The sequence below is a fragment of the Paraburkholderia sp. BL9I2N2 genome (genome assembly GCF_004339745.1).
Taxonomy (GTDB): Bacteria; Pseudomonadota; Gammaproteobacteria; order Burkholderiales; family Burkholderiaceae; genus Paraburkholderia.
This window is the reverse complement of sequence record NZ_SMGP01000001.1, coordinates 4,301,181-4,318,118: the sequence shown is the minus strand read 5'-3', so window position 1 is coordinate 4,318,118 and position 16,938 is coordinate 4,301,181. Positions and strand designations below refer to the sequence as shown.

Here is a 16,938-nt window from a genome sequence, read left to right as displayed (position 1 = left end):
TTATGGTGTTTTGAAAAGTCCCGAGCAGCAACCTTGCAGCAACGCAGAACCGGAAAAAATCCATGACTGAAACGAACAATTCGCAACCCGACAACAGCTACGGCGCATCCTCGATTCAGATCCTCGAAGGTCTGGAGGCGGTGCGCAAGCGGCCCGGGATGTACATCGGGGATACATCGGACGGGACCGGTCTGCATCACCTCGTATTCGAAGTGCTGGACAACTCCATCGACGAAGCGTTGGCGGGGCATTGCAACGACATCCAGGTGATCATTCACGCGGACAACTCCATTTCCATCACCGACAACGGCCGCGGCGTGCCGACCGGTCTGAAGATGGACGACAAGCACGATCCGAAGCGCAGCGCCGCTGAAATCGTGATGACCGAGCTGCACGCCGGCGGCAAGTTCGACCAGAACAGCTACAAGGTGTCCGGCGGCCTGCACGGCGTGGGCGTGTCGTGCGTGAACGCATTGTCCGCTTGGCTGCGTTTGACCATTCGCCGCGACGGCAAGAAGCACTTCATGGAATTCCACCGTGGCGTGCCGCAGAACCGCATTATCGAAGAGATCGACGGCGTGGCTGTTTCGCCGATTCAGGTCACCGGCGACACCGAAAACCGCGGCACTGAAGTGCACTTCCTCGCGGACGAGACGATTTTCGGCAACATCGAATATCACTACGACATTCTGGCCAAGCGGATTCGCGAACTGTCGTTCCTGAATAACGGCGTGCGGATCAAGCTGACCGACCAGCGCACCGGCAAGGAAGAAGACTTCGCGTTCGTGGGCGGCGTGAAGGGCTTTGTCGAGTACATCAACAAGAACAAGTCCGTGCTGCACCCGAACATTTTCCACATCAGCGGCGAGAAAGACGGCGTGGGCGTGGAAGTGGCGATGCAGTGGAACGACAGCTACAACGAAAACGTGCTGTGCTTCACGAACAACATTCCGCAGCGTGATGGTGGGACGCACTTGACCGGGTTGCGTGCGGCGATGACGCGCGTGTTGAACAAGTACATCAACGATCACGAGGTCGCTAAGAAGGCGAAGGTTGAGACTTCGGGTGACGATATGCGTGAGGGGTTATCTTGCGTGCTGTCGGTGAAGGTGCCGGAGCCGAAGTTCAGCGCGCAGACGAAGGACAAGCTGGTGTCGTCGGAAGTGCGCGCGCCGGTGGAGGATGTGGTCGCGAAGGCGCTCGAAGAGTTTCTGCTTGAGACGCCGAATGACGCGAAGATTATTTGCGGCAAGATTGTCGATGCCGCGCGTGCGCGGGATGCGGCTCGGAAGGCGCGGGAAATGACGCGTCGCAAGGGTGTGCTCGACGGTGTTGGGTTGCCTGGGAAACTGGCGGATTGTCAGGAGAAGGATCCGGCCAAGTCTGAGATTTATATCGTCGAGGGCGACTCGGCAGGCGGGTCGGCGAAGCAGGGTCGGGATCGGAAGTTTCAGGCGATTTTGCCGCTGCGCGGCAAGGTGCTGAATGTGGAGAAGGCAAGGTATGACAAGCTGCTTTCTTCGGAGCAGATTGTTACGCTGATTACGGCGCTGGGTTGCGGGATTGGTAAGGAAGACTACAACCTCGATAAGCTGCGTTATCACCGCATCATCATCATGACCGATGCTGACGTTGACGGTGCGCACATTCGGACGCTGTTGTTGACGTTCTTCTATCGGCAGATGCCGGAGATGATCGAGCGTGGGTATATCTATATCGCGCAGCCGCCGCTGTTCAAGATCAAGGCGGGTAAGGACGAACGGTATCTGAAGGATGAGGCTGAGGTTAATGCTCACATTCTGAAGCTGGCTTTGCAGGGGTCGGAGTTGCTGGCTTCTGAAGGGGCTACGCCGATTACTGGGGATGCGTTGGGTGAGTTGGCTCGGGCTTATTTGCTGGCTCAGGCTGTGGTGAATCGTCTGAGCCGGTTGTATGACGCTGGGGCCCTTGAGGCTGTGATGGATGGGATCGCGATCGATCTGTCCAGCGAGGAAGCGGCTGATGCATCGGCTAAGGCTCTGGAAGCGAAGCTAAGGGATGATCCGTTGAAGCCCGAAGTTAAGGTTACGACGATGTATGACCCGGTGAGGGAGCTGCGCTCGCTGCGGGTTGCGCGGACGCATCACGGGAATCAGAAGATTTCTGTGTTGGATCAGGATTTTCAACTCACGGCTGATTACCAGCAGTTGATCAATACCGCTAATACGTTTAAGGGGTTGATTGGGGTTGGCGCCGTAATTAAGCGTGGTGAGCGGAGCATGGCTGTTACTGACTTCAAGAGTGCGATGAAGTGGTTGCTGGCTGATGCTGAGCGCAATATCTCGAAGCAGCGCTATAAGGGCCTCGGTGAGATGAACCCTGGGCAGCTTTGGGAGACGACGATGGATCCGACTGTGCGTCGCTTGCTTCGTGTGCAGATTGAGGATGCTATTGCGGCTGATGGCATTTTCACTACGCTCATGGGGGATGATGTGGAGCCGCGGAGAGCTTTCATTGAGTCGAATGCGTTGAGGGCGGGGAATATTGATGTTTGAGGACCTCCCTCCTCTGCTGAGATAAATGCATGACGCAAGAACACAGGACCCGTAAGTTGAGAAACTTACGGGTCTTTTTTATGGTTCAGACTGTCCGCGTCCCGCGGCATCCCAGGATGCGTGCACAGATAATGGTGGAGAACCTAGCTGACGAGACAGTTTGGAAGTCGCTGGAAATTGGTCGCACTTGCGTCGTTGGTGTGTGCGATGCAATCTGTGTCGTCTCGTGCCATGGCGGAAGCACGTCAGGAATGCGTCGGCCGCTATGAATTGGCGATTCCTGGCGATGTCGACGTTGCTTTGACCATTCCCACCGCGTTTTCCAAGCCGCAAGAAAATCCAATTCGGTTTTCCGACGATCAGCCGGCAATGCACTCCGTTTTTATTTATAACGGTACTTTCCGGATAACCGGATCCATGTCGCATGCTGACTTCGGTTCGATCCTGGATGGATTAAAACGCGGCTGGTTTCGAGCTCAGCGTCGACCGATGAGAACGGCCGGTTGAATCCGCAGGTGATACCGGCGGGACGGCCGGACGCATTTGCCTGGGCCGGGCATCGCGCGACTGGGTTCTACATTTATGAGAATGGGCGGGCAATCAGCTTTCGCGAGTCATCGTTGGATCCTTCTGTGGCGAAGCAACGTACTAAAGCGGTTCTAAAGGGTCTTTCCGCGCGCAATGCCTACGAAATTCCCAAAGGCGATGGCGTATGTCTGCCGGACATGTTCGTTGCCGATAACCGGAAAGACTCGGCGCGCCAGGTGGGCGTATCGTTTCATTTGAAGAACCATCCCGACGTCACAATTTTTTTCTCGATGAGAAAGCGTTGGCAGTTGACCCCAAGCTGACGTCTAAACAAAGAGCGAGTTCGTGTGGGGTTATGAATACGGAATCGGCAAGCGGATCGAGCTTGTTGGTGCGGCGCCTTACCGGACGCTCAAGCTCGATGGCCGGGAGGGCGTTGAAACATCGGCGATCATCACACGCGATGACGGCTCGACGGATTATGGGTATCTGGCTACGGTGCAAGGGGATTCTAATGCACCGGTTGATACGCCTAATCTGCTTCTCCTGGTTGAGAGAAACGCGAAGGATGCAAAGGGGAATGCGCCTGTGTCGGCGGAGGAACTTGATCTGATGGCGAAGGGGATTGCGGCGTCGATAAGGCGGCGGGCGGCTCAATAGTGGGGGACGTTGGTAGGCCGGTGCATACAGCGATGATGATCGTGGGGTGCATCGGACTGACGTTGGTGATACATCGGGCGCCGCAATTAACTTATCGACGCTTCACTAATTTCAATACCGCGTTTTTACAGAGTATGAAACATTCAGCTTCGGCCGTGTACACCACTTAGATGGTGGACGATTCGCTTCACCTCTTCACCCGAGTCACGAATGGAGCAGGATCGCGCCGAGCTACGAGATTTGAAGTCAGCCGACCAGTTTCTGGCGCGCCTCGCCGCTGCGGAGGCTGTAACGCTGACCGACGACTACTGGACAAAGACTCTGCCCACGGAGCTCGCTATATCGGCAGGCTGCAAATGCGTTCGGTATTTGTTTTGACATCAGCTACCCTCAATGCCGAATACGAGCCGACAAGTTATTTTTACCGGCAAAAACAAAATCAAGACCCACTCAGAAACAATTTCCGATTTAACATTTGCCTTTAATAATACGATTGCGAAATCCTCGTAATCTTTTGTATTATCGCGCGGTAGCGCGGGGGCGCAAATTGCATAAAAAGAGGCGGTATGGGTGCGCAGGAGATTATTGCGGCGATAAAAGGCGGATTGTTGCAAAGCGAGCGCCTGCTGAAACTCGACACGCCGCTGGGTTCGGACGTCCTATTGCCGCAAAGGGTGGTAGGGCATTCCCGTATCGGCCGTAATTACGAATTCACGCTGGATACGGTTTCCACCACCGACAATATCGAACTCAAGAAGCTGATCGCCCAGCCCGTCACGCTGTGGATCCAGCAAACCGACCAGTCGTACGCCCCGCACCATGGTTATGTCCATACCGCCCGTCGTTTAGGCTCCGACAGCGCGATTACCAGCTATCAGATCGGCTTTGTCTCATGGATGCATTTTCTGCGCTTCAGAAAAGATGCACGCATCTGGCAGGATAAAACCGTCGATGAAATTCTCACCGATGTATTCAATATGCATCCGCAGGCGCAGGGTGCTTTCCGCTTCAGCTTGAGAAACCCATTGCCGCAGCGTTCATTCTGCGTGCAATTCGAGGATGACTGGAATTTCTGTCAAAGGCTGATGGAAACGGAAGGCCTGTTCGGCTATTTCGAACAGGCTACCGACGGCAAATCGCACACGCTGGTCGTTACCGACGATATCAGTACCCTGCAACCGCTTTCGCCACAAACGGTGGATTTCTACCGCTCGGGCACCAACAGTGAAACGGATGCCTTCGTGCAATGGAGCGGCACCCGCACGTTGCAGAGCACGTCGCTGATCACCCGCACCTTCGACTACAAGGCGCCGTCCCCAGCCGCGAATCCGAAAGGCACGGCGACGCCGACCTTGAGCACACAAGGTGATCTGCCGCAGCAGGCCGAAGTGTACGAGTACACCGGCGCGTATTCTTACGCCAAACAGAACCGCGGCGACCAGCTCTCGAAGGTGCGGATGGAAGAATGGGAGTCGCGCGCCAAGCGCTTCAGCGGTGTGGGCGCGGTACGCCGTGTCGATGCCGGCCGCTGGTTCGAACTCACCAATCATCCGGACCACGGCGCGGGCAGTGCACAGGAGCGGCAGTTCGCGGTGATCGCGGTCGAGTGGGTGATCGAGAACAACCTGCCCGTCTCGAGCGGCACGACGGACTTTCCGCACAGCCTGAAGCAAAAAATCGCCGCGGCCCGCGCGCAGCACGCGAACAATCCGACGCTGGTGGTCAAAGCCACGGACGGCAGCGAAGGCTTCTTCATGGCCACCGTCGAAGCCCAACGCAAGGCCATCCCTTTCCGCAGCCCGTTCGAGCATGAAAAACCCGAGATGCACATGCAAACCGCGACCGTGGTCGGTCCGGCGAACGAAGAGGTGTACACCGATCAACTGAACCGCATCAAAGTTCAGATGCATTGGGATCGCCTGAATCCGGGCGACGAGAATGCGTCGTGCTGGATCCGCGTCGCGCAGTCGGACGCTGGCGGTAGTTATGGCGGTGTTCACGTCCCGCGCATCGGCGAGGAAGTGATCGTTTCTTTCCTCGACGGCGATTGCGACCGGCCCATTGTCACCGGTCGCGTCTACAACGGCGCGAAAACGCCGGACTGGCATTCGAACGGTATTCTCTCCGGCTACAAGTCGAAGGAATATCAGGGCAGCGGCTACAACCAGATGGTGATGGACGATGCCACCGGTCAGAACCGCATGCAGCTCTACAGCTCGAGCACCAACGCGCAACTGCACCTCGGTTATCTGATCGCCCAGAACGGCAACTCGCGTGGTGCGTATCTCGGCAGCGGTTTCGATCTCAAGTCTGATGCCTATGGCGCAGTTCGCGCGGCGCAAGGTCTTTACGTCACGACGCATCCGGCCAACGGCACGTCGAGCCAGCCGCTCGATGTGCGCGACGCCAACAGCCAGCTGACCAATTCCGAAAGCGTGATCGAAGCGCTCTCACGGGCGAGCGAGACACACCAGGCCGAAAGTCTGAACGAAGGCCACGACGCACTGAAGTCTTTCACGGATGCCACGCAGAACAGCGTGTCCGGCGCTACAGGCAGCGGAGGCAACACAGCCGGCGGCGGCACAGGCAGCGCCAACGCCTTCAAGGAGCCGATCATGCTGTTCGCCACGCCGGCGGGCATCGCAATCTCGACGCAGAAGTCGGCGCACATCACCGCGACAGAGCATGTCAATCTGGTCAGCGGGCAGAGCACACACATCGCCACGGGAAAATCGCTTCTCGCCAGCGTCGGCGAAAAGATCAGCCTGTTCGTGCAGAACGCGGGCATGAAGTTGTTCGCGGCGAAGGGCAAAGTCGAAATCCAGTCACAGTCGGACAACGTCGAACTCACCGCGCAGAAAACCTTCAGGTTGCTCTCGGCAACCGAAAAAATCGAAGCAGCCGCCGATCAGGAGATCCTGTTGACGAGCGGCGGCGCGTACATCCGTATCGCGGGCGGCAACATCGATATTCACGCGCCGGGCATGGTCGATGTCAAAGGTGCGCAGCATAGCTTCAACGGCCCGACGAGTCAGGGCTATCCACTGCCGTCGGCCCGTCCCGATCAACCGGGACAGCTCGAGTTGCTCCATCAATACGCGAATGGCGAGCCGGTCAAAGGCGGGCAGTTTTCAGTACTGGACGCTAACGGCGGAGTTCTGCGTCAAGGCGCGCTGGATGCAAACGGTCGCATGACGGTCAGCGGTTTGCCGCCAGGCGTGGCGCAAGTGCAATTCGGCGCCGATCCTCGCGATCCCTCGCAGCCGGCCAATTACTTCAAGAGCATGAACTGGCCAGCCGAGCCGTTGAACGCGTCCGGCGACGCCGCAGCCGCATCGCAGATGGCTTCGTTCCTGCCTGCCGCGGCTAGCAGCACGTCGGGCGCAGCCGCCGCGGCCGGAAGCTCCGGCGTTGCAGCGAGTGCAGCGAGCGCGTTGGCCAGTACGGCGAAGGGCGCGGTGGGCTCGGCCGTCGGCGGTGCGTCGCAACTCGCGAGCCTCGCCAACATCGCCTCACAAGGCAGCGGCGGCCTAACGTCGATGGCGAAAAGCCAGGCCACCGGATACGCCCAAAACGCGCTCACCAAGGCGTTACCTTCAGGCGCCAGCGCCGCGGTCTCACAAGCCAGTCAGGCCGCAAGCACGGCCAAGGAAATCAGCAGCATCGCGCAATCGGCACGGAGCGCATTGCCGGCAATCAACGGCATTGTCTGACGCGATGACGATCATTCGACACCAAGCAACGTTCAGTCCAATCATGAAGAAAACGGCCTTTCTCGCATTCGCCTTTGCAGTCACCTCGCTGGCTTTCGGGGCAACCGAACTGAGGATTTCCGCCGCCGCGATGGCGTCGCAATACGACAGCGACGTCGACGCCGCGACGAAATTCACCGATAAGCCGCTCGCTCTGACCGGCAAGCTGCTGTCCCTCGATTCCGGCCTGACCGATGACGTCATCGGCAAGCTTGGCGACGACTCGGACTCCGCGGTACGCGTGACCTTTGCGGACAAAAAAAGCATCGACAAGATCCGCTCGCGCGTCGGCCAAAAGATCACGCTTCATTGTGTGGGCGCATTCTCGACCACGTTCCCGGCCGCGACCGATTGCAAGGTCAAGTAAGTCGAAGATGAAATTCCCTCACACGATAATGGCGATGGTGTGCGGCGTGGCGATTGCCACAAGCGCGCACGCCCAGTCGACAGCCGACCTCCGGACGATCGCCCGCTTCGTCGAGTGCAAGCTCGACGCGCGTCAGATCGACCGCTTCATCGGCAGAGTCGACAACGCCACCGTGCCGGGTTTCGCAAGTCAGCCCTCGCACGAGAAGGCCGTCGATCTCGCCTGGAAAACGCAGAAACCGATCGAGGCTTGGGGTACATCGTCGAATCTGGTGTCGCTCGTGTCGCCGCGGCAAATGCTGCTCGCGATTCCCGCAGCCCAAGGCGACGAAATCAACGTTGCCAGGCAATGGGCCGAACGCATCGGCGGCATGAGCGAAGGAGCCGGCACGATTTCACTGCGCGAAAACGCGCATTGGCGAGGCGTCGACTATCGCAAGCCGGTCGGCGAGAAGGAAATCAGATTGCTTGTCGATCAGCAGGAAAGCCCGGGCTGGATTCTGCTCGGATGCGCCTACGACAAACTCTTTTCCCATAGCAACTAAACCGACCTGATCCAGCATGAGCGCAGCCGCTGCCCAGACTACCGCCATTGTCCGAACCGAAGTCGCCATCGCGCCGCTCGTCACCATCGCCAAGGAGGATGTCGGCTCCGCGCTCGAGCAATTCGATGCGTGGCTCAAGAGCGTCAGTGACGGCTACATCACGCTGGAGCGCGTCGAGCAACTGGCCAATTACATTCCAGTCGTTTCGAACATTCTGTCGGCGATCGATGTCGTGATGGATATCAAACGGCTGATCGAAGCGGAGTCGAAAGACTTCTTCGATTATCTGAATCTGGGTATCGACCTCATCGGCGTGATCCCGCTGCCGCCCGTAATGGGCGAATTCCGTATGGGCGCGCGGCCCCTGATGAAGCTCGCTCGCGAGGAACTCGCGAAGAGCGCCAAGGCCGTGGCGGAGGGTGGCGCGCAGATGATCGCCGATACGATCATCTCGGTGCTGGTGGCGCACATCAGCGCGAAGTTCGCTGGCGATATCGAGAAATTCATTCAGGAAGTGCAGGCGAAGCTCGCACAGATGCTCGACGATTGCGCGGATCATGCAAAGAAGCTGCTCGAAGGTCTTGCGCAGGTCTTCGAAGGCGCGGCATCGGGCAAGCTCTTCGACACGTCGGGCAACTATCGCGCGGCCGACAAACATCTCGCACAAGTCGGCGACGGCTTTGCGGCCCATGACGCGAGCAAGGTCGCCGAGAACCTGTGGTCGTATCTGAAAGACGGCACCAAGGTGCTGGTGAAGGACGCGGCGAATCTCGCGTCACGTGCAGCGAATGAAATCTCGCCGTCCACGAACCAACGGCTCAGACAGATGGCCGCGGAAGCGCGCCATGCGATTCCGATGGTGATGGAGAAGATCAAGGGCTTGAATAGCGCGGATGTCGGCGGCCTGATCTGGATGCTCGACGCGCTGATGCAGGCCGTGGCGAAGTGGAAGGAAAAGCAGAAACACAAGCAGACCGTCGGCATCAAGGCAGCCGGCAAGGTTGAAGCCGAGTTGAAGAAAACCGAAGGCGAACTGGAGACGATCGCGACGCAGGCGAAGGCCAAGCATCCCGGAGCGAGCGACTGCAAGAGCTGTGGCTTGGGACGCAGCGGCGGCTCAATCGGCTATGCACTCGGCGACGAACGCTTCGATCACCAGGACTTCGTTTTGCCCGGCGCAATGCCGGTGGTCTGGCGACGCACGTACCGTTCATTTCTCTCCGCCTACGACGAAAGCAATCTGGGCGCGCGCTGGATCACGCCCTACACCACGCGCTTCGATATCCACGCGGCGAAGCTTGTCTATCACGATTCGAGCGGACGCAGTCTCGACTACCCGCTGCTCAAGGCGGGTGAGACGCACGATGATCTCGCCGAAGATCTCACGCTCGCGCAGCTCGATAATCAATGGCTCACGCTCACGCGCGGCCATGAACTGCTCGAAGCGTACGAGAAACGCGGTGGTGCTTTCCGGCTCGCTTTCCTGAAGGACCGCAACGGCAGTCAAATCACGCTGGATTACGACGACGCGCATCGGCTCACGCGGCTGATCACCTCGCAAAGCATCGTCGTGTTTTCGCACGACGCGAGCGGCCGTCTGAGCGAAGCGGTGGAGATCGACCAGGAAGGCGAACGAGTCGGCACGCTGGTGCGTTACGCCTACGACCAGCATGGCGACCTGATTGCGGCAACCGACCGCCACGGCAATCGTCGCGAGTACGCCTATACACATCACCTCGTCACGCGATACACGGATCGTACTGGTCGTGGCATGAATCTCGAATGGGATGGCACGGGACCCAAGGCGAAGTGCGTGCGCGAATACGCGGACGACGGTAGCTTCGACACGCGTCTCGCGTGGCATCCGGATATCCGTCTCGTCGACGTGACGGACGGGCTCGGCAACGTCACCCGCTACTACTTCGATATCGACGGCTACACGTATCGGACCATTTACGCGGACGGCCTCGATGAGTGGTTCTACCGCGACGCCCAGCACAACCTGACGCAGCATATTTACCCCGACGGCAGCGTCGAGCGCTTTACGTACGACGAGCGCGGCAACCTGGTCGAACAGGCGCGCCCGGATGGCAGCGTGGTACGCATGGAGTACGACGCCAAGGATCAGATGACGGTCATCATCGATCCGCACGCGTATCGCTGGGCCCGCGAGTATGACGATGCAGGCAATGTCACCACGCAGATCGATCCACTGGGCCACAAGACGCAATACAGCTACAACGCTCAGGGACAGCCGACCGAGATCGTCGACGCAAAGGGCGGCGCGAAGGCACTCGCCTATGATGCCGCGGGCCGCCTTGTCAGCTATACCGATTGTTCGGGCAAGACGACGCAGTGGACCTACGATGGAGAAGGCCGCCTGCTCGGGAGCAAAGACGCGGGCGGGCGGAGTGTCGCCTATCGCTATGGCGGCAACGGCCAACTGGCTCAAGTCCAATCTGCCGCGGGAATCGAGAAGCTGGAGTACGACGCCGAAGGCCGGCTCCTCGTGCATACGGATCCGCTGAACCAGGTCACCCGCTATGGATACGATGCCGCCGGGCGAATCGCGCATCGTCGTGATGCAACGGGCGAACTGCTGAGCTATCGCTACGACCGCGCCGGACGGCTGAGCGCACTCACCGATTCGAACCACGCGACTTACCAGTTTCACTACGATCCGGTTGGGCGCCTCCTCGAGGAAATCGGCTTCGACGGGATGACGACCCGGTACGGCTACGACGCGGCGACTGGCCAGTTACAAACCGTCGATGAAGCGGGACAAAAGACTCAGCTCGAATACGACAGCGGTGGACGCCTCGCGCGGCGCGTCGCCGGCGCGGGCGACGAGCGTTTCATGTACGACGGAACTGGCCGTCTCATCGATGCACAAAACGCCGTCAGCCGGGTGCAGCACTTCTTCGATCCAGTCGGCAATCTGGTACGCGAACATCACGCGCAAGCGTTATTCGGCGAGCGCCGCAGCTATGTGTGGCGGCATGAGTACGATGAGCTCGGCACGCGCATCAAAACCGTGCGGCCCGATGGTCATGCCGTCGACTGGCTGGTGTATGGCACGGGCCACGTGCACGGCATGCAGCTCGACGGACAGGAATTGATTCAGTTCGAGCGCGACGACCTGCATCGTGAAACACAACGCACGCTGTCGAACCGGATTGCGCAGAACACGCGCTATGACCCGGTCGGACGGATGGAGTCCCAGGCGCTCAAACGCACCGGCGCACCCGCTGCGATCGTGGCACGGCGGTATCAGTACGATGCCGTGGGGCAACTGAAAGAGATCGACGACAGCCGGGACGGCGTGACGCGTTATCAGTACGATCCCGTCGGACGGCTGATCGAAGCAATGAGCCCTTTTGCGACCGAACGTTTCGCATTCGATCCGGCGAGCAATATTGTCGATCCGGGCAGTCCGGCCCAGGCACGCACTAGCGGCGGTGTGCAATCGAGTACCTTGCCGGCGCAGACACCGAGAGTGCTGGGCAATCTTTTGAAGGACTACGCCGGCACACACTTTACCTACGATGCCCGCGGCAACCTGATTTCCAAACGCTCGGCGGGCGCCGAGCAGCGCTACGAGTGGGACGAATTCAACCGGATGACGGCGGCCAGTGTTGCTGAGCCGGCGCGCCATCACGAGGCGCGTTATTTCTACGACGCGTTCGGGCGCCGTATCGGTAAAGAGGTCGACGGCAAACGCACGACGTTCGGCTGGGACGGCGATACGCTGGCGTACGAAAGCGCCGATGAAGGCAGCACGCATTATGTATATGAAGCGGGGTCGTTCGTGCCGCTGGCGCAGTTCGTCTCCGGCGCGATCGCGGGTATCGCTACGCCCGATTGGAAGCAGACCGATCGCTATGCGCCGGAAGACGATCCGCTGCTGAAGCCTGTCGTTCTTCCGCCCCCCGCGCATATCTTTTACTACCACTGCGATCAGCTCGGCACGCCGCAACTGCTTACCGATGAATTCGGTGAAGTCGTCTGGGAAGCCAAATACAAGGCTTGGGGTGAGGCGCTCAATGTAATCACGCGCGTGTCGAAAGCGACGGCCAGCGCTGTGCGGAATCCAATTCGCTTCCAGGGTCAACACTACGACGACGAAACCGGCCTCGCGTACAACCGTCACCGATACTACGATCCGGGCACCGGACGTTTTACGTCCAAAGATCCGATCGGACTGCTGGCCGGCGGGAATGTGTACCAGTACGCGCCGAATCCCACGGGCTGGATCGACCCGTTGGGGCTCAAGAAGAAAGCGCAAACACCGAACAAGGATTGCTGCCAGAAGGATCCCTGTGCCGGCAAAGACCCGGCTGCGCAGGCGCGAAGCTGGCAAGGCAAAGACCCTTATCCCGGAGTCGACTCCTACACGAACACGGTCTTGAAGCGCGGTACAGTGTTGTACACGTTGTACCCGTATGCGCCGCCCGACAAGATCGCGACCGCTTTGCCTGGTAATTATTTCTCCGACGCTCGCACGATTCTCAACACAGGCGGGTCAGCGCGCGAGTACAACGATATGACGCAGATTTCGCACGCAGGCAATACAGTCGACGCCCGCCCGATGAGAAGCCAATTAAGGGCATTCGTTGTCACCAAGGACATTTGCGTGGCGAAGGGACAGTCGCTCGCCAATCCCAACCTGGGCAAAGGCGGAGGCACTCAGTATTTCGTATCGAGCGCCGACAAGGGCAGCCTCGTCGGCGGCAATGTTTTGAAGTTTGGGAGTTAATGAAAGATGGCTACGTTCGATTTTTCCACTGGCACGCTGGCTATCGATGCGTCAACGAACCTGTTTCGGGGTAGGCCGTCGCCTGACGAATCGCCTTTGACAGGAGCAACGGAACTGGCGAAGTACGGCGAGTGGGAAAACTACGGCATCAAGAGCGTGAAAGTTTGGGGCAAGACGTTCGGCGTGACGGCTCGCTTTTGCGACAAAAAGCTCGCAATGCTCGACTTCGTCTGGACCGATGGCGTGGCCAAAAAGCTCGACTGGTCGGCGACCGAGGAAGATCTCGTCAAGGAGAAGAAGACGCTGTCGAAAATAATCGCCACAGAAGCACAATCGCCTTGTGTATCGTCCACGACAGGCGCGGATACCTTTGTCTTTAGCTGGGGGACGCTTACGGTGCACGCCGACCTACGCTCGATGGGTGTGACGACAAGCGTCGCATACACAGGCAGAGAGTAAGCGGATTACATGACAGGCCGAAAACTCGGCTGAGCGCCCACAAACTCCAGCTCCCAGAGATAACATGAAACGATATCTGATTCTGAACGGCGACAAGACGACCGCCAATGGCGTTGTTCAAGCCGTTCCCACCTCCATTCAATTGAGCGACAAAGACGTCGCCCACGAAGGAGATCCGGTTGCATGTCCCGCTTGCAATACAACGGGGAAGATACAGTGCGATGGACCGCGCCAGATCATGACCGCACCGGATGGAAGGCATGCAGCCTTGAGCGACGATCTCTGTATATGCGGTTGCCATCCGCCACCGCGACTGGTGTCGTCGCAGCAGATGATGTCCGTCGATGCCTAGCGAATCACCGGTGTATCCGTGGTCAACCTAATCCGCAACGAGACTCAGTAAAAAGGAGCGAAAGAATATCGCTGCCGGGCCATTTACGGGCATGCACGCTATTTTTACCGAATTCGTGTGCGCATCGAATTGGCGCGGAACAAATTCCGATTTAACATTTGTTTCCATTGAATCGATTGCGGTAAACGTCTGATCTTTTGTATTATCGCGCGATAGCGCGGGGGCGCGAATTGCATAAAAAGAGGCGGTATGGGCGCGCAGGACATTATCGCGGCAATTAAAGGCGGGTTGTTGCAGAGTGACCGTCTGCTTAAACTCGATACACCACTGGGCGCGAACGTCCTTCTGCCACAGAGGCTGGTGGGCTATTCCCGTATCGGCCGTAATTACGAATTCACGCTGGATACGGTTTCAACTACCGACAATATCGAACTCAAGAAGCTGATCGCCCAGCCCGTCACGCTGTGGATCCAGCAAACCGACCAGTCGTACGCCCCGCACCATGGTTATGTCCATACCGCCCGTCGTTTAGGCTCCGACAGCGCGATTACCAGCTATCAGATCGGCTTTGTCTCATGGATGCATTTTCTGCGCTTCAGAAAAGATGCACGCATCTGGCAGGATAAAACCGTCGATGAAATTCTCACCGATGTATTCAATATGCATCCGCAGGCGCAAGGTGCTTTCCGCTTCAGCTTGAGAAACCCGTTGCCGCAGCGTTCATTCTGCGTGCAATTCGAGGATGACTGGAATTTCTGTCAAAGGCTGATGGAAACGGAAGGCCTGTTCGGCTATTTCGAACAGGCTACCGACGGCAAATCGCACACGCTGGTCATTACCGACGATATCGCTACCCTGCAACCGCTTTCGCCGCAAACGGTGGATTTCTACCGCTCGGGCACCAACAGCGAAACCGATGCCTTCGTGCAATGGAGCGGCACGCGCACGCTGCAAAGTACTTCACTCACTACGCGCACGTTCGACTACAAGTCGCCGTCCACTGGGTCGAATCCGAAAGGCACCACGATCCCGACGCTGGGTACCCAGGGTGACCTGCCGCAGCAGGCCGAAGTGTACGAATACACAGGCGCCTACACGTACGGCAAGCAGGACCGTGGTGATCAGCTCTCGAAAGTGAGAATGGAAGAGTGGGAATCGCGCGCGAAGCGTTTCCACGGCGTGGGTGCGGTGCGTCGTGTCGACGCCGGCCGCTGGTTCGAACTGCAGGACCATCCGGAGCACAGTACGGGTAGCCAGCAGGATCGGCAGTTTGCGGTGATCGCCGTCGACTGGATCGTGGAGAACAACCTGCCGGTCTCGAGCGGCACGACGGATTTCCCACATAGCCTGAAGCAAACGATCTCTACGGTCCGTGCGCAGCATGCGAGCGATCCAGCGCTGATCGTCAAAGCGACGGACGGCAGCGAAGGCTTCTTCATGGCAACGGTTGAAGCCCAACGCAAGGCCATCCCGTTCCGCAGTCCGCTCGAACATCACAAGCCGAAAATGCACATGCAGACGGCGACCGTGGTGGGACCGCAAAACGAAGAGGTTTTCACCGACTCCCTGAACCGCGTCAAAGTCCAGATGCACTGGGACCGGCTGAATCCCGGCGACGAAAACGCCTCCTGCTGGGTACGTGTTTCCCAATCGAATGCCGGCGGAGGGCACGGTGGAGTGCACGTCCCGCGCATCGGCGAGGAAGTGATCATTTCGTTCCTCGACGGCGACTGCGATCGACCGATCATCACCGGTCGCGTCTACAACGGCGCGAAAACGCCGGACTGGCATTCGAACGGTATTCTCTCCGGCTACAAGTCCAAGGAATACCAGGGCAGCGGCTACAACCAGATGGTGATGGACGATGCCACCGGCCAGAACCGCATGCAGCTCTACAGCTCGAGCACCAACGCGCAACTGCACCTCGGTTATCTGATCGCCCAGAACGGCAACTCGCGTGGTGCGTATCTCGGCAGCGGTTTCGATCTCAAGTCTGATGCCTATGGCGCAGTTCGCGCGGCGCAAGGTCTTTACGTCACGGCGCATCCGGCCAACGGCACGTCGAGCCAGCCGCTCGATGTGCGCGACGCCAACAGCCAGCTGACCAATTCCGAAAGCGTGATCGAAGCGCTCTCACGGGCGAGCGAGACACATCAGGCCGAGAGCCTGAAAGATGGCTACGACTCGCTGAAGTCCTTCACCGACGCCACGCAGAACAGCGTCTCGGGGGCGACAGGCAGCGGAGGCAATACAGCCGGTGGCGGCACCGGCAGCGCGAACGCATTCAAGGAACCGATCATGCTGTTCGCAACGCCTGCAGGCATCGCGATGTCAACGCAGACGTCGGTTCATATAGCGGCAAACGAGCACGTCAATCTGGTCAGTGGTCAGAGCACACACATCGCAACCGGCAAATCACTGCTGGCAAGCGTCAGCGAAAAAATCAGTCTGTTCGTTCAGAACGCGGGCATGAAGCTGTTCGCGGCGAAGGGCAAAGTCGAAATCCAGGCCCAGTCCGACAACATCGAAATCACCGCGCAAAAGAGCCTGAAGCTGCTATCGGCGACGGAAAAAATCGAGGTCGTTGCCAAGCAGGACATCTTGTTGACGAGTGGCGGCGCGTACATCCGCCTGAAAGACGGAAACATCGAAATCCACGCGCCGGGAAAAATCGATATCAAAGGCAGCAGCCATTCCTTCGCCGGGCCCACGAGCCTGTCGAGCAAGCCGCCCGCGCTCCCCTCCGGCGAAGGCCCGTACAACGAGCAGTTCAAGATTCACGACAAGCACACAGGCGAGGCCGCTCCCTACGTGCGCTACCGCGTCGAGACTGCGGAAGGCAAGGTGTTCGAAGGCATGACCGATGAACAGGGTCTCACCTCGCGCATCATGACGAGCACGCCGAGTGCCCTGAAAGTTTTCCTCGATACCTGATTCCGGCCGACGAGTGCGCGCGCCTCCTTTAGACGCGCAGATTCTTTCGCCC

At 58.7% G+C, this 16,938-nt stretch carries 11 protein-coding genes; all 11 read left to right on the top strand.

Annotated elements, in window-relative coordinates:
• The first annotated feature begins 62 nt into the window (after positions 1-62).
• The 11 genes from gyrB (at position 63) to B0G74_RS19660 (ending at position 16,886) form a co-directional block, all read left to right on the top strand.
• Positions 63-2,534, top strand: a complete 2,472-nt coding sequence (gene gyrB, locus B0G74_RS19710) for a DNA topoisomerase (ATP-hydrolyzing) subunit B (protein ID WP_132376457.1) — start codon at positions 63-65, stop codon at positions 2,532-2,534.
• Positions 2,535-2,741: 207 nt separating this feature from the next.
• Positions 2,742-3,041 carry a hypothetical protein gene (locus B0G74_RS19705; RefSeq protein ID WP_132376456.1) on the top strand — a complete coding sequence of 100 codons (300 nt, stop codon included), beginning with the start codon at positions 2,742-2,744 and terminating at the stop codon, positions 3,039-3,041.
• Entirely contained in the window at positions 3,038-3,385 is a 348-nt protein-coding gene (locus B0G74_RS19700; protein ID WP_132376455.1) for a T6SS immunity protein Tli4 family protein, read from the top strand. Before B0G74_RS19705 ends, B0G74_RS19700 begins: the two co-directional genes overlap by 4 nt.
• A 22-nt stretch (positions 3,386-3,407) precedes the next feature.
• Entirely contained in the window at positions 3,408-3,722 is a 315-nt protein-coding gene (locus B0G74_RS19695; RefSeq protein ID WP_132376454.1) for a hypothetical protein, read from the top strand.
• 566 nt (positions 3,723-4,288) lie between these two features.
• A complete protein-coding gene (locus tag B0G74_RS19690; RefSeq protein ID WP_132376453.1) occupies positions 4,289-7,435 on the top strand; it encodes a type VI secretion system Vgr family protein in 3,147 nt (1,048 codons plus the stop codon).
• Positions 7,436-7,478: 43 nt separating this feature from the next.
• Positions 7,479-7,841 carry a hypothetical protein gene (locus B0G74_RS19685; protein WP_132376452.1) on the top strand — a complete coding sequence of 121 codons (363 nt, stop codon included), beginning with the start codon at positions 7,479-7,481 and terminating at the stop codon, positions 7,839-7,841.
• 7 nt (positions 7,842-7,848) lie between these two features.
• A complete protein-coding gene (locus tag B0G74_RS19680; RefSeq protein ID WP_132376451.1) occupies positions 7,849-8,385 on the top strand; it encodes a hypothetical protein in 537 nt (178 codons plus the stop codon).
• A 16-nt stretch (positions 8,386-8,401) separates the two neighbouring features.
• Positions 8,402-13,141: an RHS repeat-associated core domain-containing protein gene (locus B0G74_RS19675; RefSeq protein WP_132376450.1), complete on the top strand. Its 4,740-nt coding sequence runs from the start codon at positions 8,402-8,404 to the stop codon at positions 13,139-13,141.
• Between the two features lie 6 nt (positions 13,142-13,147).
• A complete protein-coding gene (locus B0G74_RS19670; protein WP_132376449.1) occupies positions 13,148-13,600 on the top strand; it encodes a hypothetical protein in 453 nt (150 codons plus the stop codon).
• Between the two features lie 64 nt (positions 13,601-13,664).
• On the top strand, positions 13,665-13,952 hold the full coding sequence (locus B0G74_RS19665; RefSeq protein WP_132376448.1) for a PAAR domain-containing protein: 288 nt from the start codon (positions 13,665-13,667) through the stop codon (positions 13,950-13,952).
• A 249-nt stretch (positions 13,953-14,201) separates the two neighbouring features.
• The gene (locus B0G74_RS19660; RefSeq protein ID WP_132376447.1) at positions 14,202-16,886 is read left to right on the top strand and encodes a type VI secretion system tip protein VgrG; all 2,685 of its coding nucleotides are present in this window, start codon (positions 14,202-14,204) and stop codon (positions 16,884-16,886) included.
• The last annotated feature ends 52 nt before the right edge of the window (positions 16,887-16,938 follow it).